The following is a 19,669-nucleotide window of genomic DNA, read 5'->3' on the forward strand; positions in this document are numbered from 1 at the left end:
GAGGTCTTCTGTTGGCCGTCGGCGCACGGGTGATCTCTAGCCCAGGCTGGGCGTGCTCAGCGCCTCTTCGACCACGCCACGAAGCTCCTCGGGTGCGACGCCGCCGGCCGCTTGGACGGCGAGACCGTTCGAGACGGTCAGGATGTAGCGGGCCAGGCGCGCCGGGTCGGAGCCGTCGGCCAGGTCGCCTTCCTCGCGAGCCCGGCGGAAGCGGGCCTCGAGTCCGGCGCGCGCGCCGTCGCGCCACTCGGCGAGAAGGTCGTGGACGACCAGCCCTTCGTCGCTGGCCGCCAAGGCTGCCTGGACTCCCAGGCAGCCGTGCGGCGAGCCGGGCCGGGTGGTGGCCGCGATGGTGCCGAGGAGGAAGGCCTCGGCGACCCGCTTCGCCGTCGGCTCCAGCGCGGCCCGCAGCGCGTAGGAGCCGGGGCCCGCGGTGTAGCGGTCAAGCGCCTTGCGGAACAGCTCCTCCTTGCTGCCGAAGGCGGCATAGAGGCTGGGCTTGCCGATCTTCATCGCGCTCGTCAGGTCCGTGAGGCTGGTGGCTTCGTAGCCCTGCCGCCAGAAGACCTCGACGGCGCGGTCGAGGGCCTCGTCGAGGTCGAACTCTCGAGGTCTGCCGATGGGGGCGGTGGAGGAGCCGGCCATGACCCGATCCTAGGTTTCTATTCCAACCGGTCCACAACGAGGTGAGGCGTCCGTCCGGCGGCTCACGGGTGATGCTCGGTGAGGACCAGCGCGAGGTCGTCGTCGACCTGGGTGCCGGCGTGCTGGAGCAGCTGGTCGACGAGGTGGTCGAGGGCCTGCTCGAGCGAGCCGCGCGAGAGGAGATTGGCGTGCTCGTCGAGGGAGAAGAAGCGTCCGCGGTCGTCGCGCGCCTCGACCAGGCCGTCGGTGTAGAGGAGCATCCGTGCGCCCTCCGGCCAGTCGTGGGTGGTGAGGACCGGGTCGGCGCCCAGCCCGAGCGGCAGGGTGTGCTCGCTGGGCTCCAGACTCGACGCGGCGCGTCCGGCCACCAGCATGGGCGAGGGGTGTCCGCAGTTGGCGAGCGTGACCCGGTCGGTGGTGAACTCCGCGACGATCGCGGTTACGAAGTCCTCGTCGGAGACCATCCCTCCGACGGTGGCGTCCAGCGCGCGGGCCACCGCGCCGATGTCGGTCTCGGTCACCGCGGCGTGCCGGAACGCGCTCAGCACCGAGGCGGCGACCTGCACCGCCTCGAGGCCCTTGCCCTTCACGTCGCCGACGATCATCCGCACGCCGTACGGCGTGAAGCTCGCCTCGTAGAGGTCCCCGCCGATCTGCGCGGCGGCGGTGGCCGAGACGTAGCGAGCCGCGAGGCCGACCTCGCCCAGGCGCGCGGGCAGCGAGCTCAGGAGCGCCTGCTGGGCGGTGGCTGCGATGACCGTCATCCGGCGCAGCCGCTCCTCGCGCCGGTCGCGCACGACGGCCGAGACGACGGCCAGGATCGCGAGCGCCACCCCGAGCCAGGCGCGCAGCAGCCACTCGGTGCCCTCGGTGCCCTCGTCGAGGTAGCCGACCACGAACGCCATCACCACGCTCGCGGCCGCGACCGCGGCGGTGCGCCGGGCGGTGGTGAGCATCGAGGCGATGATCGCGCTGGCCGAGTACGTCGCGGTGAGCAGCAGGTCGCGGCGCAGGTCCACGAGGACGAGCAGGGCGAGCACCCCGAAGCCGGCCTGGAGCCCTCGATCGCGCAGGAGCAGCCCCAGGCGTCCGAGAGCGCTGGGCGGCATGCGGGCAGCATTGCAGGTCGCCGGCGTCGCCGAGGTGGGGATGCACCGGGCGGTGCCCGCAGTGTTCGGCCCGCCACACGATCCGACCCTGGTGGGCGCCGCCACCCGGGACCACCCGCCCGGCGGCGATACTGGCCGGCATGGAGGAGCCGCACGCACCCATGCCCGGGGCCGAGGGCCTGGCCGAGCCGATGCGCTCGCGCTGGAGCCCCAGCATCTTCGACGCGCACCACCGCCTGGGCGCCGGCGACATCGAGACGCTGCTCCACGCCGCGCAGTGGGCGCCCAGCTGGGGCAACCGCCAGCCGTGGGCGCTCCTGGTCGCGGAGCGGGGCTCGGCCGGCCACGCCGTTCTGGTGCGCCACCTCAGCCGCGGCAACTCCGGCTGGGTGCCTCGCGCGAGCGCCGTGTTCGTGACGGCCAGCCAGGTCGCCCCCGACCCCGACGGGCACGGCGGCGACAGCCCGGACCACGCCTGCCACGACCTCGGCCAGGCCGCCGCCCACCTCACGCTCCAGGCACAGGCGATGGGGCTGCACGCGCACCAGTTCGCGGGCTTCGACCGGGCGGCGGTGCACGACGAGCTGGGGGTCCCCGCCTGGTACCGCGTCCTGACCGGGATCGCGGTCGGCGTGCGCGGCGAGCCCGCGGAGGTCCCCGAGCGCGACCGCGACCGGGAGCAGAAGGTGCGCCGCCGCCGCGAGCTCGACACGTTCGCGTGGGGCTCGCATTGGGGCCGGCCGTGGAGCGGCTCGTGAGCCGGCGCACCAAGAGCCTCCTGCTGCTGGCGGTGGTGGCACTGCTGGTCAACCTGCCGATCGCCCACAGCACCTGGACGGGGTGGCGCGTGGACCGCGACGGCGAGGACGTGCGCGCGACGGTCACCGGCACCCAGCTCGTCGCCGACGACGGCGGCTACCTCGTGGAGTTCCAGATGCCGGAGGACATCGACCCCGACGAGTCCGTGTGGGTCGCCCAGGTCGACCGGGCGACGTACGACGAGGCGATCGCGAGCGCGCAGATCGGCGTCCGCGTGCTGCGCGACGACCCGTCGGCGTACACCGTGGAGGGGCAGGTGACCTCGCGGGTCGGGCTGGTGGTCATGGGCCTGGTGGACCTGCTGCTGATCCTGGCCGCCGTCCTGCTGTGGCGCGGACGCGGCCGCGCGGGGCACGCGCTGGTGCTGAGGGCGACCGCCGACGTGGAGCGCACCCGGCCCGGCCCCGGGATCGAGAAGCAGCACGACGGGCAGTACGTCGTGAGCGGCGACGTCGTCTCGCTGGAGGCCGACCGGATCGTGCTCGACGTGGAGGGGCGCGAGGTGACCGTGCTGCTCGAGGGGCATCGCAACCCGGTCGGCTACCAGCAGCCCGCGCGTGCCACCGGTCACCTCGTGGGTTGAGTGACCCGTGGTTGGGGAATCGGGGAGCATGGGCACTCTCCAGGACTTCTCCGCCACGGGGATCGACGGTCAGGACGTCGACCTCGCGGCGTACGCAGGGCAGGTCGTGCTGGTCGTCAACACCGCCTCGCAGTGCGGCTTCACCCCGCAGTACCAGGGGCTGCAGGAGCTGCACATCCGCTACGGCGCTCAGGGCTTCGCGGTCCTCGGCTTCCCGTGCGACCAGTTCCGCCACCAGGAGCCGGGCGACGACGCGGAGATCGCCGGGTTCTGCGAGCGCAACTTCGGGGTCACCTTCCCGCTCTTCAGCAAGGTGGAGGTCAACGGCGACGACGCCCACCCCGTCTTCCAGTGGCTGCGCGCGGAGAAGGGCGGGTTGCTCGGCAGCAGGATCAAGTGGAACTTCACCAAGTTCCTGGTCGGTCGCGACGGCCGGGTCATCGGCCGCTACTCGCCGACCACCGCGCCGGAGAAGATCAGCGGCGACATCGAGAAGGCGCTGGCCGCCTGATGGCCGTCTTCTCCGCGACGACCACGGCCGAGGCCGTCGTGCCCCACCAGCGCTCGTCGATCTGGGACGCGCTCATCGACCCGGCGCTGGTCGGGCGGATGACGCCGTTCGTCAAGCGGATCGAGGACCGCGGCGAACACTGGGTGTGGTCGATGGCCGGTCTCGAGGTGCTCGGCGCCGGCTTCTCGCCGACGTTCACCGAGCGGATGACGCTCAAGGAGCAGGAGCGCATCGAGTTCCACCACGACCCGGCTGCCGGCGCCAAGGAGCGCGCCGGCGTGACGGGCTGGTACGACTTGCGCGAGGTCGACGGCGGCACCCGCCTCGAGACCAGCATGGAGATCTGCGTCAGCCTGCCGCTGCCCCGCGCCGCCGGCCCCGCCGTCCGTACCGCCATGAAGGGCGTCATGGCCACCATGGGCGATCGGTTCGCGAAGAACCTGCTCGAGCATCTGGCGAAGGGCTGAGGCTGCAGCAGGGTTATCAGCAGATGCTGATATCCCTGCCGTTCTGGGGCAGAAAAGCGGCCCAGAAGGTCAGGGAAATCGCCAGAAGCGCGGGGTACGCCGAGCGCGCACGGTGGTCTCGCCGGCGAGCTCGCCTCGGGGCTGAGCTGCAGCAGGGTTATCAGCAGATGCTGATAACCCTGCCGTTCCGGCCCAGAAAACCGGCCCAGAACGTCAGGGAAATCGCCAGAAGCACCCGGTACGCCGAGCGGGCGGGCCCCAGCATCCGCTGAGGTCCGCCCGCTCGAGGGTCGCTCCGCCTCAGACGCGCGTGGTGCTCTCGCTGTCGAGTCCGCCGCGTCCGCCGAGTCCGCCGCGTCCGCCGAGCTCGCCGACCTCGTCCTCGGTGCTGCCGCCGTTGAGGTGCGGGCGGACCAACTGCTCGCCCTCGACGTCGACGTTGGGCAGCAGGCGGTCGAGCCAGGCCGGCAGCCACCAGGCCTTCTCGTGCAGGAGGTACATCAGCGCCGGGATCAGGGTCATCCGCACGATGAACGCGTCGAACAGGACCGCGACCGCGAGCGCGAAGCCCATCGACTTGATGATCGGCTCGTCGATCAGGATGAACGCCGCGAACACCGAGATCATGATGACGCCGGCCGCCGCGACCACACGGGCGCTGTTGCGGAAGCCGTCGACGACCGCGTCGTGGGTCGACATGCCGTGCACGTGCGCCTCGCGCATCCGGGTGACCAGGAAGACCTGGTAGTCCATCGCGAGGCCGAACACCAGACCGATCAGGAAGATCGGCATGAAGCTGACGATCGGCTGCCCCTCCACGATCCCGAACATGCCGTCCTGGAACACCGCCACGGTGACCCCGAGCGTCGCCAGCACCGAGAGCAGGAAGCCCAGCGTGGCGGTCAGCGGCACGAGCAGCGAGCGGAAGACCAGGGTCAGCAGCAGGAACGCGAGCCCGACGACGACCGCGAGGTAGACCGGCAGCGCGTCGCTGAGCCGCTCGGAGACGTCGGTGGTGATGGCGGTCAGGCCGGTCACCCCGGTCGTCGTACCGGTCTGCTCCTCGATGTCGCCCTGCCCGTCGCGCAGGGCGGTGAGCAGGTCCTCGGTGGCGGTGTCCTCGGGACCCGACTCGGGGGTGATCAGAACCGAGGCGCCGGTGCCCTGCTTGTTCATCCCGACCACCTGGGCGTTCTGGACGTCGTCCAGGCCGGCGGCCCATCCGGCGACCTCGCCGAACGCCGCCGGACGGTCCGCCTCAGGTACGTCGCGGGCGTCGACCACCATGATCATTGGGGCGTCGCGACCCGGGCCGAACGCGTCGGCGACCAGGTCGGAGGCCTGGCGCTGCGTGGAGTCGGTGGACGCCGTGCTGTCGCTCGGGAAGGCGAGGTGCAGGTTGCTCAGGGGTACGGCGAGCACGCCGAGGCCGACGACGACCAGGACCACGACCGCGATCGGGGCGCGCGCGATGAGGCGCGCCCAGCGGACGCCGTTGTTGAGGATCAGGCCGTCCTCGTCGCGCTTCGGGCGGTAGTGGCGGACCCGGCCGCCGAACGCCTTCGCCTTGGTCATGCCCAGCAGAGCCGGCAGCAGCGTGAGCGCGACGAGCACCGAGATGAGGACGGTGGCCGCTGCGGCGAGACCCATGCTCGCCAGGAAGGGGATGCGGACGACGAGCAGCGCGGCCAGCGCGATGATCACGGTCAGCCCGGCGAAGACCACCGCGGACCCGGCCGTGCCCACCGCGATGCCGACCGCCTCCTCGCGGTCGTCGGTGTGGTGCAGCTCGCTGCGGTAGCGCGCCAGGATGAACAGCGCGTAGTCGATCCCCACCGCGAGCCCGATCATGGTGGCGAGCATGGGCGTGGTCGAGCCGATGTCGGTGAACGCCGTCATGGCCGTGACGCCCATGATCCCGAGCCCGACGCCGATCAGGGCGGTGAGGATCGGCAGGCCCGCCGCAACGAGCGAGCCGAACGTGAGGATCAGCACGAGCAGTGCGACCGCGATGCCGATCAGCTCAGACGTGCCGCCGATCTCGGGGAAGCCGGTGGTGCCGGAGCCGTTGGCCTCGACGGTCAGGCCATCGTCGTCGGCCTCGTCCATGACGTCCATGAGCGCGTCGATCGTGGCGGGCTTCACGTCGGTCACCGCGTCGACGTCGAAGTCCCAGGTGATGATGCCGACCCGGCCGTCCTCGCTCAGCGGCGAGAGGGCGGCGGCGTTGGCGCGGGCGTCCGCCACCGGGGAGCCGGCCTCCTTCGCGGCCTTCACCAGCGCGTCCTCCTGCGCCTGCGCGGCCTCGACCGGCCCGGCCAGCGGGGCGTCGGGCATCTGCGGCAGCTTGCCGAGGTCCGCGACGAGGGCCTGGACCTGCTCGGCGTACTCCGGGTCGGACAGCGTGCTGCCCTCGGGCGCCGCCACGACGACCTTCACGGTCGCCTGGTCGAAGGCGTCGACTGCGTCGGGGAACAGCTCGGCCTGGAGGTCCGCGGCCTTCTCAGAAGGGATGCCGGGGATCGAGAACGCGTCGGTCATCGGCTTCGACATCGTCGTGGCGAACGCGCCGACGGCAAGCACGGCGATGATCCAGCCGGTGAGGAAGAGCGGCCAGCGGCGGAAGGCCGTCTTGCCGAGGCGGTACAGCACGGTGGCCATGGGGGGACTCCTGGTTCGAGGCGGGGAAGGGGGAAGGAGGAAGTGGTCTGGGTACGGCGGTCAGGCGAAGAGCTCGCGCGCCGCGCGCAGGTTCGCGGTGAAGTCGTCGGGCAGCGAGCGGGCGGGGTCGATCTCGGTGAAGGGAAGGCAGCAGTCGAAGATCGTCACGAGCAGCCGGATGACCAGCCGCGCGCGCTCGGCCCCGAAGCCGACGCCCTCGCGGGCCAGGATCATGTCGACGAAGTCCGAGGTGATCTCCTCGAAACGCTCGTGGACGGCGAGGATCAGCCGCGGGTTGGCGAGGACGACCTGGCGGCCGGCCTCCATCCGCTCCCGATCGATCTCGGTGTCGTCGAGAATCACCCGGACCAGCTCGCCCAGGTCCTCGACGAGCTGGCCGTGCGGCCCCCCGCTGAGGAAGGTCGCCACGACCGCCGGCGGGATCTCCGGCGGCTTGCCCAGCACGGCGTCGATCTTGCTGGGGAAGTAGTTGAACAGGGTCCGGCGCGACAGCTCGGCGGCCTCCGCGAGCTCGTCCATCGTGAAGCCGTCCAGGCCGCGCTCGTTGGTGAGCCGCTGCGCGCACGCCGTGATGCGGCGCTCGGTCTCGAGGCGCCGCCTCTCCCGCAGCGTTGCACTTTCTTCCACGGAGTGCATTCTTGCACTCCGGTCCCAATAGTGCACAAATGTGGTGCCCGTCACGTCCGGCGCGGGGGCGCGCCTTGTGACTTGCCCGTAACCGGCGCGGGGGAGCAGGGTGACGAGGTGTCCCGGAACTCCGCCACCACCTCGTCGTACTCGATCACGATGCGCCTGCACACCGCGCCCGACCACGGGGTGGTGGGCCAGGTGGCCACGGCCATCTCCCAGGCCGGGGGGATCGTCACGGCCATCGACGTGGCGGAGTCGAGCGGGACCCGGCTGGTCCTCGACGTCACCTGCTCGGCCGGCGACGCCGACCACGCCACGGAGCTCGAGGCGGCCGTCGACGCCGTGCCCGGCGTCGAGGTCCACAAGGTCAGCGACCGGACCTTTCTGCTGCACATCGGCGGCAAGATCGAGGTCTCCTCGAAGGTGCCGCTGCGCAACCGCGACGACCTGTCGATGGCCTACACCCCGGGCGTGGGACGGGTCAGCATGGCGATCGCCGACCACCCCGAGGACGTCTGGCGGCTGACCTCCAAGGGCAACACCGTCGCGGTCGTCACCGACGGCTCCGCGGTGCTCGGCCTGGGCAACATCGGCCCCGGCGCGGCGCTGCCGGTGATGGAGGGCAAGGCCGCGCTGTTCAAGCGGTTCGCCGGGATCGACGCCTGGCCGATCTGCCTGGACACCCAGGACACCGACGAGATCGTCCGCGCGGTCGAGCTGATCGCGCCCGGCTTCGGCGGCATCAACCTCGAGGACATCGCCGCGCCCCGCTGCTTCGAGATCGAGCGCCGCCTGCGCGCGAGCCTGGGCATCCCGGTCTTCCACGACGACCAGCACGGCACCGCGATCGTCGTGCTCGCCGCGCTCACCAACGCGCTGCGGGTAGTGCGCAAGGAGCTGGCGAGCGCCCGCGTGGTGGTCTCCGGCGGCGGCGCGGCCGGCAGCGCGATCGTCACCCTGCTCCTGGCCGCGGGGGTCACCGACGTGGTGGTCTGGGACCGGGAGGGCTGTCTCGTGGCCGGGATGGAGGGGCTCTCACCAGCCAAGCAGCGGCTCGCCGAGAGCACCAACCCCCGCCGGGTGACCGGCGACCTGCGCGCCGGCCTGGCCGGCGCGGACGTCTTCATCGGCGTGAGCGCGCCGGGCGTCCTGCGGGCCGAGTGGATCAAGGACATGGCACCCGACGCCGTCGTGTTCGCCCTCGCCAACCCCGACCCGGAGGTCGATCCGGCCGAGGCCGATCGGTACGCCGCGGTCGTGGCCAGCGGCCGCTCCGACTACCCCAACCAGATCAACAACGTGCTCGCGTTCCCCGGGGTCTTCCGGGGGCTGCTCGATGCCCGGGCCTCGGAGATCACCGTCGACATGCTGCTGCGCGCGGCCGACGCGATCGCTCACGTGGTGCGCGACGAGGAGCTCAACTCCAACTTCATCATCCCGAGCGTCTTCGACCCCGAGGTCCCCAGCGCCGTGGCCGCGGCGATCCGCGGCGACCACCGCTAGGGCTCAGCGCGACGACATCGTCTCGGGGTCGCGGTAGCGCACGGTGGACCGCAGCGCCGCCTCGCGCAGCGCGCGCTCCTCGGCGCGCACCTGCACCGCGTACGGGTGGGCGGCGTACACGACCGTGACCTCGAACCCGCCCGACGGCAGCTCGCGCCGCCACTCGTGGCGCAGCGGGGTGCCGTCCTTCGCCTTCACCGTCCGCCGCTGCCCATCGGCGTACTCGAGCTCGAGGGCCGCGCGCCCGACCTTGCCCGAGGCCAGCTCGCTGTAGGTGATGACGATCGGGGAGCCGGTGATCTCGAACTCGCACTCCCACATCGTCCGGCGGCCCAGCTCGCGGTGCTGGGCGCGGACGTCGCGGCAGTCGTCGCTCCCGGGACGGAACGAGGGGAACACCCAGCGCAGCCCGCGCGGCCCCGTCGGCATGCCGCAGTCGCCCGCGTCGTCGACCTGCGCGCCGTCCCAGCAGAGGGTGGACGCCTCGGCAGCGTCGGTGTCGGGCAGCTCGGCCCAGAGCAGCTGGGCGCCCAGGGCGGCGGTCACGACGAGGGCGACCGCCAGCGGCAGGACCACGAGCGAGGTGCGCCCGCGCGCGAGTCGGCGCAGAGTCCGGTCGCCTGGCTCCTCGGTCATCGCCCACCTCGTCTCGCTCGCTCGCGTCATTGTGAACCCGTTGCGGGGCGGTGGACAGGTTTCCGGGGGTTTCTCGCGGTGGGGTGTTGCCTGCGGGCGTTCCGTGTGAGCCTGGGCTCCCCGCTCCGCCCCTTGGGAGGCTCTTGTGCGCACTGTGTGGCTGGTCCTGCTGATGGCACTCACTCCCCTCGCCTGGGGCCCGGTCGCCGACGCCGCGCCCGGGGGAGGCAGTGAGCGGCCCGGCAGTGAGCGACCAGGCGCCCGCTGGTGTGCGGGAGAGCGCGCCACGATCGTCGGCAAGAACAGGGGCGACGGTGTCCTGGAGGGCACCGCGGGTCGCGACGTCATCGTGACCGACGGGGCGCGGATCACGCGGGGTCGGGGCGGCAACGACCTCATCTGCGTGGCGGGCGGCCGGTGGTCGGAGCGCCTCGTCTCCGGCGGTGTCGGCAAGGACCGCATCCTGGTGAACCAGAGGCGCGCACACCTCCACATCTGGCCAGGTCCCGGCAACGACGTCGTCAGAGGCGGGGCCGGCCCCGAGCGGATCCTCCAGTGGGGCGCGCAGCTCGGGCGCGACGTCCTGCGGCTGGGTGCGGGCAACGACGTCGTCGACTACCGCACGAGTGCGCGCTCGAGGGACGCGATCTACCTGGGTCCCGGTGCGGACCAGGCGTTCTGCATGCTGACCTGCCCTTTCCCGGCGGGCGGCGCGCGCTTCGCGGGCGGCCCCGGTCGCGACTCCCTCGACCTGGAGGACGGTCCCGGCGCCCTGTCCCGGGTCCGGTTCGATATGGCGGCCGCGGCGGTGACGTCGAACCTCGGGACGATCCACGTCCCCGGCATCGAGGACACCAGCTTCTCGTCGCGTAGCGACGACGTGGTGGGCAGCTATCGAGGCACCGAGGGCGACGACCGGTTCGCCTACCTGTCGGGAGACTTCTCCTCCGTCGTGCTGGGCGGAGGAGACGACGAGGTGTTCCCGCCTCATGGCAACAAGCTGGGCGACACCCTGGAAGGCGGCCCGGGCTCCGACCTGCTCCGGCTCCCGGAGTACGGGGCGATCACTGCCGACCTCACGTCCGGGACGGCGAGCCGGGACGCGGGCCCCGACCGCTCTGAGTGGTTCTTCGGCGGGTTCGAGAACATCGAGGCCCTGGGGTCCACGAGCGCGACCATCACCGGGACCACCGGCCCGAACGTGATCTACGTCGGCGGGTGCTCGGTCGAGGTGAATGCGGGTGGCGGCGACGACACCGTCTCCTTCAAGGAGTATCGCGAAACCGGCGACTCCATGGCCGGTGTGTCGTGCGACAACCGGCCCTCCGGGTGGGAGCTGAACGGTGAGGACGGTGACGACCTCCTCGTCAGCTGGTACCTCGACGATGTCCTCGTGGGCGGTCCGGGCACGGACACCGCCGACGGCCGCGGCGGCGAGGACAGCTGCGAGGCCGAGAACGAGGTCGCCTGCGAGTCCTGAGGGCGATGAGTCCGGGGCGCGCGCCCGGTCAGAGCCGCTCCGGGATAAACCTGAGGCGGCCCGAGGGTGGCCGCGGCTAGTCTCCCGGGTCGACCCCGAAGGAGCTCCCCGCATGATCGAAGCACGAGGTCTCGTGCAGACCTTCTCCACCGGCCAGGGCAGGAAGAAGAAGCCGGTCCACGCCGTGGCGGGGGTGGACCTGGACGTCGCCGAGGGCGAGGTCGTCGGCTTCCTCGGCCCCAACGGGGCCGGCAAGACCACGACCCTACGCATGCTGGTGACCCTGCTGAGGCCGACGGCCGGCACGGCGCGCGTCGCCGGGTACGACGTCGTACGCGAGGCCAACCAGGTGCGCCGCAGCATCGGCTACGTCTCGCAGACCGGGGGCGTGTTCAGCAGCGCCCGCGCCGGCGAGGAGGTGATGGACCACGGCATGCTCTACGGCCTGAGCCGCCAGCAGGTGGAGGCCCGCGGCAGGGAGCTGTTCGAGCAGCTGCAGCTCGACGGGCTGTGGGAACGCATGCCCAAGAACATGTCCGGCGGCCAGAAGCGCCGCCTCGACATCGTGGCCGGGCTGATCCACGACCCGACCCTGGTCTTCCTCGACGAGCCGACCACCGGCCTGGACCCCCAGGCGCGCGCCAACCTCTGGGAGCACATCGCCCGGCTGCGCACCGACCGCGGGGCGACCGTGTTCCTGACGACGCACTACCTCGACGAGGCCGACGCCCTGAGCGACCGGATCGTCATCATCGACCAGGGGCGCATCGTGGCCAGCGACACCGCCGACAACCTCAAGGCGCAGGTCTCCGGCGACCTGGTCGATCTCGAGGTCGCCGACGAGCACCACGTCGTCGTGGCCCGGGACAAGCTGGCCTCGATCGGCACCCAGGTCGAGGTCGACGGCCGGCATGTGCGCGGCCGCGTACCGCGCGCCGGCCGTGCGATCCCCGCGCTCCTGCGGGACCTGGACAACGCGGCCGTCTCCCTCGACTCGATCGAGGTGGCGCGCCCGACGCTCGACGACGTCTTCCTCACCCTCACCGGCCGGTCCCTGCGCGACGCGGAGGCGGCGTCCGACGGCACCGCCGACCCCCAGCTCGAAGGAGCCTCCGCATGAACGCCGGCAACACCTTCGCCCGCGACTCCCTCATCGTCTTCCGCCGCCAGATCCGGATGAACCTGCGCAACCCCGCGTGGGTCCTGATCGGCGTCATGCAGCCGGTGCTCTACCTGCTCCTCTTCGGCCCGCTGCTCGAGCCCGTCGTGCGCACGTTCCCCGGCTTCGACGGCAACGAGTTCACGTTCCTGGTGCCGGGCCTGCTCGTGCAGCTCGGCCTGTTCGGCGCGTTCTTCGCCGGCTTCGGGCTGATCGCGGAGTGGCGCGAGGGCGTGGTCGAGGCCGAGCGGGTCACCCCCGCCAACCGAACGGCGCTGCTGTGCGGGCGGCTGCTGCGCGACCTGGCGCAGCTGCTCGTCCAGGCGGTGATCCTGGTCGCGCTCGGCTACTGGATGGGCATGCGCGGCTCGGCCGGCGGGATCCTGCTGGGCATCCTGCTGACGCTGCTCATCGGCGGCGCCTGCGCGGCCGCGTCCAACGCCCTGGCGCTCACGACCAAGTCCGAGGACGTCATGGCGCCGCTGATCAACATGGTGATGATGCCGGTGCTGCTGCTCAGCGGGATCCTGCTGCCGATGACGCTGGGCCCCGCCTGGCTGCAGAACACCAGCGACTTCATGCCGTTCCGGTGGATCGTCGACGGGGTGCGCGACGCCTTCACCGGCGACCTCGGCACCAGCGGCGTCCTGTGGGGCACCACCTGGGCCGCCGGACTGTTCGTGGTGGGCCTGTGGTGGGGCACCTCGGTGTTCCGCCGCGACGACGCGTAGGGCGGCCTACGGCGGGCCGGTCAGGGTGAGCGACCCCGTCCGGTTCCGGCGTGTCGCACCCGGTGGAGCGGCCCGGGAACCGCTCGACGGCCCCGCCCGTCCCAGGACCCATGACTCTCGGTCCGCTGTCTCGCCTCCGCCCCCGCTCGCGCACCCTCACCGTCGCCGCGCTCGCCGGCTCGCTCGCCCTCACCCTCGCCGGCTGCTCGGGCGGCCCCGGCCCGGGTGAGCCGGAGCCCGGGCCGGAGCCCGGGACGGTGACCCGCGGGATCGACGCGGCGGCGTACGTGGAGGAGTACGAGGAGACGCAGGGCGACGGCTCGGTGAACTACTCCCAGAGCCTGCCCGGTGACTCCGAGACAGGCGGGCCGCCGGTGCCGGAGCCGCAGGTGCCGGGGCTGCTCGACGACAACACCTTCGTCGACGCCGGGACGGCCGGGTTCGTGGACCCGGGCGAGGATGCGGAGTCGACGTTCGCGCTGGACGTCGACACCGGCTCGTACGGCGTCGCCCGCACGCTGCTCGCCGAGGGGGTGCTCCCGCCGCCGGAGTCGATCCGGGTCGAGGAGTGGGTCAACGCCCTGCCGAGCGACGCGGCCGCGCCGGCCGCAGGGGAGGGCGACCTGGCGGTGACCAGCGACTCCGGGCCGGCGCCCAGCCTCGACGACGGCACCCAGCTGGTGCGGGTGGCGGTCGCGGCGCGCGAGGTGACGCCGGCCGAGCGGCCGCGGGTCAACGTCACCCTCGTGGTGGACACCTCGGGCAGCATGGACATCCGCTCCCGGCTCGGGCTCGTGCGCTCGTCGCTGGCCCTGCTGGCCGACCGGCTGCGCGACGACGACACGGTGTCGGTGGTGACGTTCGAGGACCAGGCCCGCCCGGTGCTCGAGCCCACGCCGGTGCGCCAGACGCAGGTCATCCTGGACGCGGTCGAGGAGCTCGCGCCGGGCGGCAGCACCAACCTCGAGGCCGGGCTAGCGCTGGGCTACGAGCAGGCGCGCGAGGGGTACGACGAGGACGCGGTCAACCTGGTCGTCCTCTGCTCCGACGGCGTCGCCAACGTCGGGGCGACCGGCCCCGGCTCGATCAGCGAGCGGATCGCCGAGGAGGGCCGCGACGGGATCAGCCTGGTGACGGTCGGCTACGGCATGGGCAACTACAACGACCACCTGATGGAGCAGCTGGCCGACCTCGGCGACGGCTTCTACTCCTACGTCGACACCTTCGAGGAGGCCGAGGAGCTCTTCGGCAGCGCGCTGACGACCACGCTCACGCCGGTGGCCGCCGAGGCGCGGACCCAGGTGAGCTTCGACCCCGAGCGCGTGGCGGCGTACCGCCTGGTCGGCTACGACAACCGGGCGATCGCCGACGAGGACTTCGAGGACCTGGACGTCGACGCCGGCGAGCTCGGCGCCGGCCACCGCGCGAGCGCCCTCTACGAGGTGCGCCTGGCCGCGGGAGTCGAGCCGGGCGACCCGATCGGCACCGCCACCGTCCGCTGGCGCTCCCCGGACGCCGGCCCGGCAGAGGCGCTCACACAGCTACGAGCCGCCGACCCGGAGGCCCCCGTGGCGCCGTCACTGGAGCTGGCGGCGGCGGTGGCCGACCTGGCGCAGCTGCTCAAGCGGGCCGCGCCGTACGACGGCCGGCCGGTCACCCTCGACGACGTCGCCGAGCGGGTGGCGGCGCTGGAGTCCGTGGGGGTCGCCGGGGCGGAGGAGGTCGCCGGGCTGGTCGCCGCTGCGCGCCGAGCGCAGAGCTGAGTTTACAAAGCGGGGGGTCTTGTCAAGCAGGTTTACAACCACTACGGTCTTGTAAACCGCACGGAAGGCAGGCCCCATGGACCAGATCGCCAACAGCACCGTCCCCGCCGGCTCGACCGAGCAGTGGCGCGACCGCAAGCGCTACCTGTGGCTGATCGGCCTGGTCGTCCCGTCGTTGGCGTTCCTCGGCTACGGGCTGTGGCTGGCCACCGGCCTCGGCGTGTGGTTCTGGGTGGGCCCGGTCGTGATCCTGGTGATCGTCCCGGCGATCGACCTGGTGACCGGCCTGGACCGCTCCAACCCGCCCGACGACGCGATCGAGGCGTTGGAGCAGGACCGCTACTACCGCTGGATCACCTACCTCTTCCTGCCCGTGCAGTACGCCGGCTTCGTCGGCGCGATGTACCTCATCGCGCGCGGCGACCCCCTCGGCATCGGGGGTGACCTGAGCGTGGTGGACAAGGTGGGGCTCGCGATCTCGATCGGCTGCATCGGCGGCATCGGTATCAACACCGCCCACGAGCTGGGCCACAAGCGCGAGGCCAACGAGCGCTGGCTGTCCAAGATCGCGCTGGCCCAGAGCTTCTACGGCCACTTCTACATCGAGCACAACCGCGGCCACCACGTCCGGGTCGCCACCCCCGAGGACCCGGCGTCCTCGCGGCTGGGCGAGACGTTCTACGCGTTCTGGCCCCGCACCGTGGGCGGGTCGCTGAAGAGCGCGTGGCGCGTCGAGAAGCGTCGCTACGCCCGCCGCAAGCAGCACCCGTGGCGCCTGGGCAACGACGTGCTCAACGCCTGGCTGATGTCGGCGGTGCTCTTCGGCGCGCTCGTCGCGTGGCTGGGCGTCGGCCTCACGCCGTACCTCGTGCTGCAGGCGGTCGTCGGCTTCTCGCTGCTCGAGGTCGTCAACTACATGGAGCACTACGGGATGCTGCGCCGCAAGGTCGGCGTCGGCGACCGGCAGCGCTACGAGCGGGTCGACCCGTCGCACTCGTGGAACTCCAACAACATCGCCACCAACGTGCTGCTCTACCACCTGCAGCGCCACAGCGACCACCACGCCAACCCCACCCGGCGCTACCAGACCCTGCGCGACTTCGAGGAGTCGCCGGTGCTGCCGACTGGGTACGCCGGGATGATCGTGCTCGCGCTGGTGCCCCCGCTGTGGCGCCGGGTCATGGACCCGCGTGTCGCGCGCCACTTCGACGGCGACATCACCCGCGCCAACCTGCAGCCGGGCAAGGAGGCCAGGCTGCTCGCCCGCTGGCCGCGGCCGGCCGCCGTGGTCGAGGCGGAGCGCGTGGAGGCCGCGCGGGTCGCCGCGGAGGCGGCCGCCGTCCCCGCCGACGAGGTCGTGGCGGCGCGCTGCCCGGGCTGCGGCTACACCTACGAGGTGGAGGCCGGCCACGAGCTCGAGGGCTTCGCGGCCGGGACCGCCTGGTCGCAGATCCCCGACGACTGGTGCTGCCCCGACTGCGGCGTGCGCGACAAGGTCGACTTCCTCCTGCTCAGCTCGGTCGACGCCTGACGACCTAGGCTTCTCGGCGTGAGCCTGCCCGCCGAGACCATGCGCGCGCGCGTCGTCGACGCCGCGGTGCGCCTGACGGCCGACATCGGCTGGTCGCAGGTCACGATGGCTCGGCTCGCCGACCAGGTGGGGGTGAGCCGGCAGACCGTCTACAACGAGATGGGCTCCAAGGCCGGCCTCGCGGAGGCGATGATCCTGCGCGAGCTGGAGCGCTTCCTCGGCGTCGTCACCGTCGCCTTCGACGAGCACCCGACCGATCTGGTGGAGGCGATCAACGCCGCCGCGACCAGCGTGCTCGAGCTCGCCCAGGACAACCGGCTGCTGCACGCCGTCGTCTCCGCCACGCACGGCGCCGACACCGAGCTGCTGCCGCTGCTGACCACGCACGCCCAGTCGCTGCTCACGGCGGCCAAGCTGGTGATCGCCGAGCGCGTCACGCCGTACGACGTCGCGCTCGAGGCCGACCGCCTCGAGGCCGCCATCGACATGGTCGTCCGGGTCGTCCTCAGCCACGTCATGCAGCCCAGCGACACCCCCGCCGCCACCGCCGCCGACATCGCCTGGATCGCCGGCCGCGTCCTGCGCTGACCCGTCACCAACTGCGCGGATTCCCCGCTGACCCGTCAGAAAGTTTGTGACGGGTCAGCGGGGGCGAGCCGGATCCCGGTGCTCGCGACGGCTCTAGTGTTCATCTGTGAGCGCGTCGGAGGCGTCGGAGGTGCGGCTGGGCACCACGACGGGCCGCGCGGTCATCGCGGCGGCGGTGCTGGGCTCCGGGCTGACGATGCTCGACGGCACGGTCGTCAACGTCGCGCTGAAGACCATCGGCGAGGACCTCGATGCCAGCCTGGCCCAGCTGCAGTGGGTGAGCAACGGCTACCTGGTCTCGCTGGCCAGCCTGATCCTGCTGGGCGGCTCGCTGGGCGACCGGTTCGGGCGGCGGCGGGTGTTCGTCCTCGGGACGGTGTGGTTCGCGGCCGCCTCGCTGCTGTGCGGGGTGGCGCCCAGCCCCGAGGTGCTGATCGCGGCCCGGATCCTGCAGGGCGTCGGCGGGGCGCTGCTCACCCCGGGGAGCCTGGCGATGATCCAGGGTGCGTTCGCGCACGACGACCGGCCGGCGGCCATCGGCGCCTGGTCCGGGCTGGGGAGCATCGCGGCCGCCCTCGGCCCGCTGGTCGGGGGCCTGCTGATCGACTACGCCCACTGGCGCTGGATCTTCCTGATCAACCTGCCCCTCGCCGTGCTCACCGTCGTCATCGCTCGGCACTGGGTCCCCGAGACGCGCGACCCGCACGCCTCGACCCGCTTCGACCTGCCCGGGGCGCTGCTGGCGACGCTCGCGCTGGGCGGTACGACGTACGCGCTGATCGAGTGGGGCGGTGAGCTTGCGCCGTACGCGGCGGCCGTGGCGGTGCTGAGCGCGGCGGGCTTCGTCCTCGTCGAGCGCCGGGCGCGCGAGCCGATGCTGGCGCTGGGGATCTTCGCCGACCGGACCTTCAGCGCGGCCAACGCGATGACGCTGCTCGTCTACGCCGCGCTCGGAGCGGTGCTGTTCTTCCTGACCCTGCAGCTGCAGACCGTCAGCGGCTACACCGCACTGGCGGCCGGGCTGGCGTCGCTGCCCATGACGCTGTGCATGCTCTTCCTGGCGGGCAAGGGCGGCGAGCTCAGCGCGCGCATCGGCCCGCGCCTGCCGATGACGGTCGGGCCGCTCGTGATGGCCGGCGGCACGCTCCTGCTCCTGCTCGTCGACGGCGAGGGCGCCTACTGGAGCCACGTCCTGCCCGGCATCACCGTGTTCGGCCTCGGGCTCGCGCTCATGGTCGCGCCGCTGACCGCGACGGTGCTCGCGGCCGCCCCCGACGAGCACGCGGGCATCGCCAGCGGGGTCAACAACGCCGTGGCCCGCGCCGGATCGCTGCTCGCGGTGGCGGCGCTGCCGGTGGCGGTCGGGCTCGGGGGCGAGGAGTACGCCGACCCGGCGGCCTTCGACGCGGCGTACCGCTCCGCGCTGCCGGCGTGCGCCGCGCTGCTCGCGGCCGGCGGGGTGCTGTCGTGGCTGACGATCCGCAACCGCGTGCTGAGCGCGGAGTAGGGCTTCGCGGGTGGGACCTTCCGTCGCGGCCTACCCTCGTCGCAAGGAGGGCAGGATGCGGGTCACGCGGGCGCTGGCAGCGACGGCGACGGTCGTCGTCCTCGCGGTCGCGCCCGGGTGCGGCGCCTCGGGGGGTGACGAGCCGACGGCCGACCCGTCGACGCCGGCCTCGGCGGACCCGGACCCGGACCCGAGCCCCGGCCGACCCGAGGCGCCCGCGATCGACCCGGCGATGGCGATGGACCCGCCGGGGCCGCGCGAGGGGGCGCTGGAGTCCTCGGACATGATCCTGCTGGACCGTGAGCCCTTCTCCGAGGAGGACGTGGCCGCCATCAGTGCGGTCGAGGGCGTCCAGCGGGTGGTGCAGTTCTCCCACTCGCAGGTGCCGATCGAGAACCGGCTGCTCAACGTCGCCGCGGTCGACCCCGCGGCGTACCGCAACTACACGCCGCTTGGCTCCGCGGACCTCCAGGACGTCTGGGACCGGGTGGCGGGCGGTGAGTTCGCCGTGGACCGCAGCCTCGCGAAGCGGCTGCCCACCGACGAGAGCGGCTTCCTGAGGTTCGGGGCCAAGGAGGGGGACCCGCTGATCCACCTCGGCGCCACCATCGACCAGGCACCGTTCGTCGACGTCGTCGTCAACGAGAAGTGGGTCGAGCCCCTGGGCATGAAGCCGGGCAACGCGCTCCTGGTCGGCACCGGGGTGACGTCGCCGTACTCGGTGCGGCAGGCGGTCGAGCAGGCGGCCGGGGTCTCCGCCCAGATGACCGACATCGTCGCGCAGCAGGGTCTCGACCCGGGCGCGAAGCAGATCGCGGTGCCGATCGGGACCGTGGCCGAGGCCGTCGGGACCTTCACCTACACCGTCCTCGGCGGCGGCCGGATCGCCCCCGACCCGGCGTGGGTCGCCTCGCACATCGCCACCGAGCAGGTGCCGATCCTCGGCACCATCACCTGCAACCGCTTCGTGATCCCGCAGCTGCGCGAGGCGCTGCTCGAGATCCAGGCCACCGGCCTGGCCGACGAGATCCACCCCGGCGAGTACGCCGGCTGCTACTACCCGCGGTTCATCGCCGGCTCGACCACGCTGTCCAACCACTCCTTCGGCCTGGCCCTCGACCTCAACACCCCCGGCAACCAGCGCGGCACGGTCGGCGAGATGCACCCCGTCGTCGTCTCGATCTTCAAGAAGTGGGGCTTCGCGTGGGGCGGCGACTGGAACTACACCGACCCCATGCACTTCGAGATGAACCGGCTGGTGAAGCCGGGCTGAGGCGAAGCGACAGCAGCGCCTGCGGAGTACGGCGCCCGCGCTGCCCTTCGAC

At 72.3% G+C, this 19,669-nt stretch carries 18 protein-coding genes; 13 read left to right on the plus strand and 5 right to left on the minus strand.

Annotation, left to right across the window (positions count from 1 at the left end; translation table 11 throughout):
* Positions 1-36: 36 nt before the first annotated feature.
* Together LQ940_RS00295 and LQ940_RS00300 are read right to left on the minus strand one after the other, a co-directional pair.
* On the minus strand, positions 37-645 hold the full coding sequence (locus LQ940_RS00295; protein ID WP_231241198.1) for a TetR/AcrR family transcriptional regulator: 609 nt from the start codon (positions 643-645) through the stop codon (positions 37-39).
* Between the two features lie 62 nt (positions 646-707).
* Positions 708-1,754: a PP2C family protein-serine/threonine phosphatase gene (locus LQ940_RS00300; protein ID WP_231241197.1), complete on the minus strand. Its 1,047-nt coding sequence runs from the start codon at positions 1,752-1,754 to the stop codon at positions 708-710.
* 140 nt (positions 1,755-1,894) lie between these two features.
* On the opposite strand from LQ940_RS00300, the gene LQ940_RS00305 reads away from it, so the two are divergent.
* The 4 genes from LQ940_RS00305 to LQ940_RS00320 are packed head-to-tail and all read left to right on the plus strand — an operon-like array spanning position 1,895 to position 4,134.
* Positions 1,895-2,512 (plus strand): nitroreductase family protein, encoded by a 618-nt coding sequence (locus tag LQ940_RS00305; protein WP_231241196.1) that lies wholly within the window; start codon positions 1,895-1,897, stop codon positions 2,510-2,512.
* The gene (locus LQ940_RS00310) at positions 2,509-3,156 is read left to right on the plus strand and encodes a hypothetical protein (protein ID WP_231241195.1); all 648 of its coding nucleotides are present in this window, start codon (positions 2,509-2,511) and stop codon (positions 3,154-3,156) included. The genes LQ940_RS00305 and LQ940_RS00310 overlap by 4 nt, the downstream gene beginning before the upstream one ends.
* 28 nt (positions 3,157-3,184) lie before the next feature.
* The gene (locus LQ940_RS00315; RefSeq protein WP_231241194.1) at positions 3,185-3,667 is read left to right on the plus strand and encodes a glutathione peroxidase; all 483 of its coding nucleotides are present in this window, start codon (positions 3,185-3,187) and stop codon (positions 3,665-3,667) included.
* Positions 3,667-4,134 carry an SRPBCC family protein gene (locus tag LQ940_RS00320; protein WP_231241193.1) on the plus strand — a complete coding sequence of 156 codons (468 nt, stop codon included), beginning with the start codon at positions 3,667-3,669 and terminating at the stop codon, positions 4,132-4,134. Before LQ940_RS00315 ends, LQ940_RS00320 begins: the two co-directional genes overlap by 1 nt.
* Before the next feature lie 300 nt (positions 4,135-4,434).
* On the opposite strand, the gene LQ940_RS00325 is transcribed toward LQ940_RS00320, so the two are convergent.
* Together LQ940_RS00325 and LQ940_RS00330 are read right to left on the minus strand one after the other, a co-directional pair.
* The gene (locus tag LQ940_RS00325; protein ID WP_231241192.1) at positions 4,435-6,795 is read right to left on the minus strand and encodes an MMPL family transporter; all 2,361 of its coding nucleotides are present in this window, start codon (positions 6,793-6,795) and stop codon (positions 4,435-4,437) included.
* A 60-nt stretch (positions 6,796-6,855) separates the two neighbouring features.
* Positions 6,856-7,443, minus strand: coding sequence for a TetR/AcrR family transcriptional regulator (locus LQ940_RS00330; RefSeq protein ID WP_231241191.1), 588 nt, complete (start codon positions 7,441-7,443; stop codon positions 6,856-6,858).
* A 159-nt stretch (positions 7,444-7,602) separates the two neighbouring features.
* On the opposite strand from LQ940_RS00330, the gene LQ940_RS00335 reads away from it, so the two are divergent.
* Positions 7,603-8,949 carry an NAD-dependent malic enzyme gene (locus LQ940_RS00335; RefSeq protein ID WP_231241462.1) on the plus strand — a complete coding sequence of 449 codons (1,347 nt, stop codon included), beginning with the start codon at positions 7,603-7,605 and terminating at the stop codon, positions 8,947-8,949.
* A gap of 3 nt (positions 8,950-8,952) precedes the next feature.
* On the opposite strand, the gene LQ940_RS00340 is transcribed toward LQ940_RS00335, so the two are convergent.
* Positions 8,953-9,585, minus strand: a complete 633-nt coding sequence (locus LQ940_RS00340) for a hypothetical protein (protein WP_231241190.1) — start codon at positions 9,583-9,585, stop codon at positions 8,953-8,955.
* Between the two features lie 172 nt (positions 9,586-9,757).
* Between LQ940_RS00340 and LQ940_RS00345 the strand changes: the two genes are divergently transcribed.
* The 8 genes from LQ940_RS00345 to LQ940_RS00385 all read left to right on the plus strand — a co-directional run bounded on the left by LQ940_RS00345 (position 9,758) and on the right by LQ940_RS00385 (position 19,617).
* A complete protein-coding gene (locus LQ940_RS00345) occupies positions 9,758-11,065 on the plus strand; it encodes a hypothetical protein (RefSeq protein ID WP_231241189.1) in 1,308 nt (435 codons plus the stop codon).
* A gap of 112 nt (positions 11,066-11,177) precedes the next feature.
* The gene (locus LQ940_RS00350) at positions 11,178-12,185 is read left to right on the plus strand and encodes an ATP-binding cassette domain-containing protein (RefSeq protein ID WP_231241188.1); all 1,008 of its coding nucleotides are present in this window, start codon (positions 11,178-11,180) and stop codon (positions 12,183-12,185) included.
* The gene (locus LQ940_RS00355; protein ID WP_231241187.1) at positions 12,182-12,955 is read left to right on the plus strand and encodes an ABC transporter permease; all 774 of its coding nucleotides are present in this window, start codon (positions 12,182-12,184) and stop codon (positions 12,953-12,955) included. The genes LQ940_RS00350 and LQ940_RS00355 overlap by 4 nt, the downstream gene beginning before the upstream one ends.
* Before the next feature lie 110 nt (positions 12,956-13,065).
* Positions 13,066-14,718, plus strand: coding sequence for a vWA domain-containing protein (locus tag LQ940_RS00360; protein WP_231241186.1), 1,653 nt, complete (start codon positions 13,066-13,068; stop codon positions 14,716-14,718).
* Between the two features lie 76 nt (positions 14,719-14,794).
* Positions 14,795-16,249: a fatty acid desaturase gene (locus LQ940_RS21685; RefSeq protein ID WP_269214276.1), complete on the plus strand. Its 1,455-nt coding sequence runs from the start codon at positions 14,795-14,797 to the stop codon at positions 16,247-16,249.
* 18 nt (positions 16,250-16,267) lie between these two features.
* Positions 16,268-16,837: a TetR/AcrR family transcriptional regulator gene (locus LQ940_RS00375; protein ID WP_231241185.1), complete on the plus strand. Its 570-nt coding sequence runs from the start codon at positions 16,268-16,270 to the stop codon at positions 16,835-16,837.
* 106 nt (positions 16,838-16,943) lie between these two features.
* On the plus strand, positions 16,944-18,344 hold the full coding sequence (locus tag LQ940_RS00380) for an MFS transporter (RefSeq protein WP_231241184.1): 1,401 nt from the start codon (positions 16,944-16,946) through the stop codon (positions 18,342-18,344).
* Between the two features lie 55 nt (positions 18,345-18,399).
* Positions 18,400-19,617, plus strand: coding sequence for a M15 family metallopeptidase (locus LQ940_RS00385; RefSeq protein WP_231241183.1), 1,218 nt, complete (start codon positions 18,400-18,402; stop codon positions 19,615-19,617).
* Positions 19,618-19,669 lie beyond the last annotated feature (52 nt).

Origin of the sequence: Nocardioides sp. cx-173, assembly GCF_021117365.1 — a bacterium.
Classification (GTDB): domain Bacteria; phylum Actinomycetota; class Actinomycetes; order Propionibacteriales; family Nocardioidaceae; genus Nocardioides.

What these genes read in the sequence shown, in the direction of transcription:
- LQ940_RS00295 (WP_231241198.1), bottom strand. Translation starts at nt 645, where the DNA reads ATGGCCGGCTCCTCCACCGCCCCCATCGGCAGACCTCGAGAGTTCGAC.
- LQ940_RS00300 (WP_231241197.1), bottom strand. Translation starts at nt 1,754, where the DNA reads ATGCCGCCCAGCGCTCTCGGACGCCTGGGGCTGCTCCTGCGCGATCGA.
- LQ940_RS00305 (WP_231241196.1), top strand. Translation starts at nt 1,895, where the DNA reads ATGGAGGAGCCGCACGCACCCATGCCCGGGGCCGAGGGCCTGGCCGAG.
- LQ940_RS00315 (WP_231241194.1), top strand. Translation starts at nt 3,185, where the DNA reads ATGGGCACTCTCCAGGACTTCTCCGCCACGGGGATCGACGGTCAGGAC.
- LQ940_RS00320 (WP_231241193.1), top strand. Translation starts at nt 3,667, where the DNA reads ATGGCCGTCTTCTCCGCGACGACCACGGCCGAGGCCGTCGTGCCCCAC.
- LQ940_RS00325 (WP_231241192.1), bottom strand. Translation starts at nt 6,795, where the DNA reads ATGGCCACCGTGCTGTACCGCCTCGGCAAGACGGCCTTCCGCCGCTGG.
- LQ940_RS00335 (WP_231241462.1), top strand. Translation starts at nt 7,603, where the DNA reads ATGCGCCTGCACACCGCGCCCGACCACGGGGTGGTGGGCCAGGTGGCC.
- LQ940_RS00340 (WP_231241190.1), bottom strand. Translation starts at nt 9,585, where the DNA reads ATGACCGAGGAGCCAGGCGACCGGACTCTGCGCCGACTCGCGCGCGGG.
- LQ940_RS00345 (WP_231241189.1), top strand. Translation starts at nt 9,758, where the DNA reads ATGGCACTCACTCCCCTCGCCTGGGGCCCGGTCGCCGACGCCGCGCCC.
- LQ940_RS00350 (WP_231241188.1), top strand. Translation starts at nt 11,178, where the DNA reads ATGATCGAAGCACGAGGTCTCGTGCAGACCTTCTCCACCGGCCAGGGC.
- LQ940_RS00355 (WP_231241187.1), top strand. Translation starts at nt 12,182, where the DNA reads ATGAACGCCGGCAACACCTTCGCCCGCGACTCCCTCATCGTCTTCCGC.
- LQ940_RS00360 (WP_231241186.1), top strand. Translation starts at nt 13,066, where the DNA reads ATGACTCTCGGTCCGCTGTCTCGCCTCCGCCCCCGCTCGCGCACCCTC.
- LQ940_RS21685 (WP_269214276.1), top strand. Translation starts at nt 14,795, where the DNA reads ATGGACCAGATCGCCAACAGCACCGTCCCCGCCGGCTCGACCGAGCAG.
- LQ940_RS00385 (WP_231241183.1), top strand. Translation starts at nt 18,400, where the DNA reads ATGCGGGTCACGCGGGCGCTGGCAGCGACGGCGACGGTCGTCGTCCTC.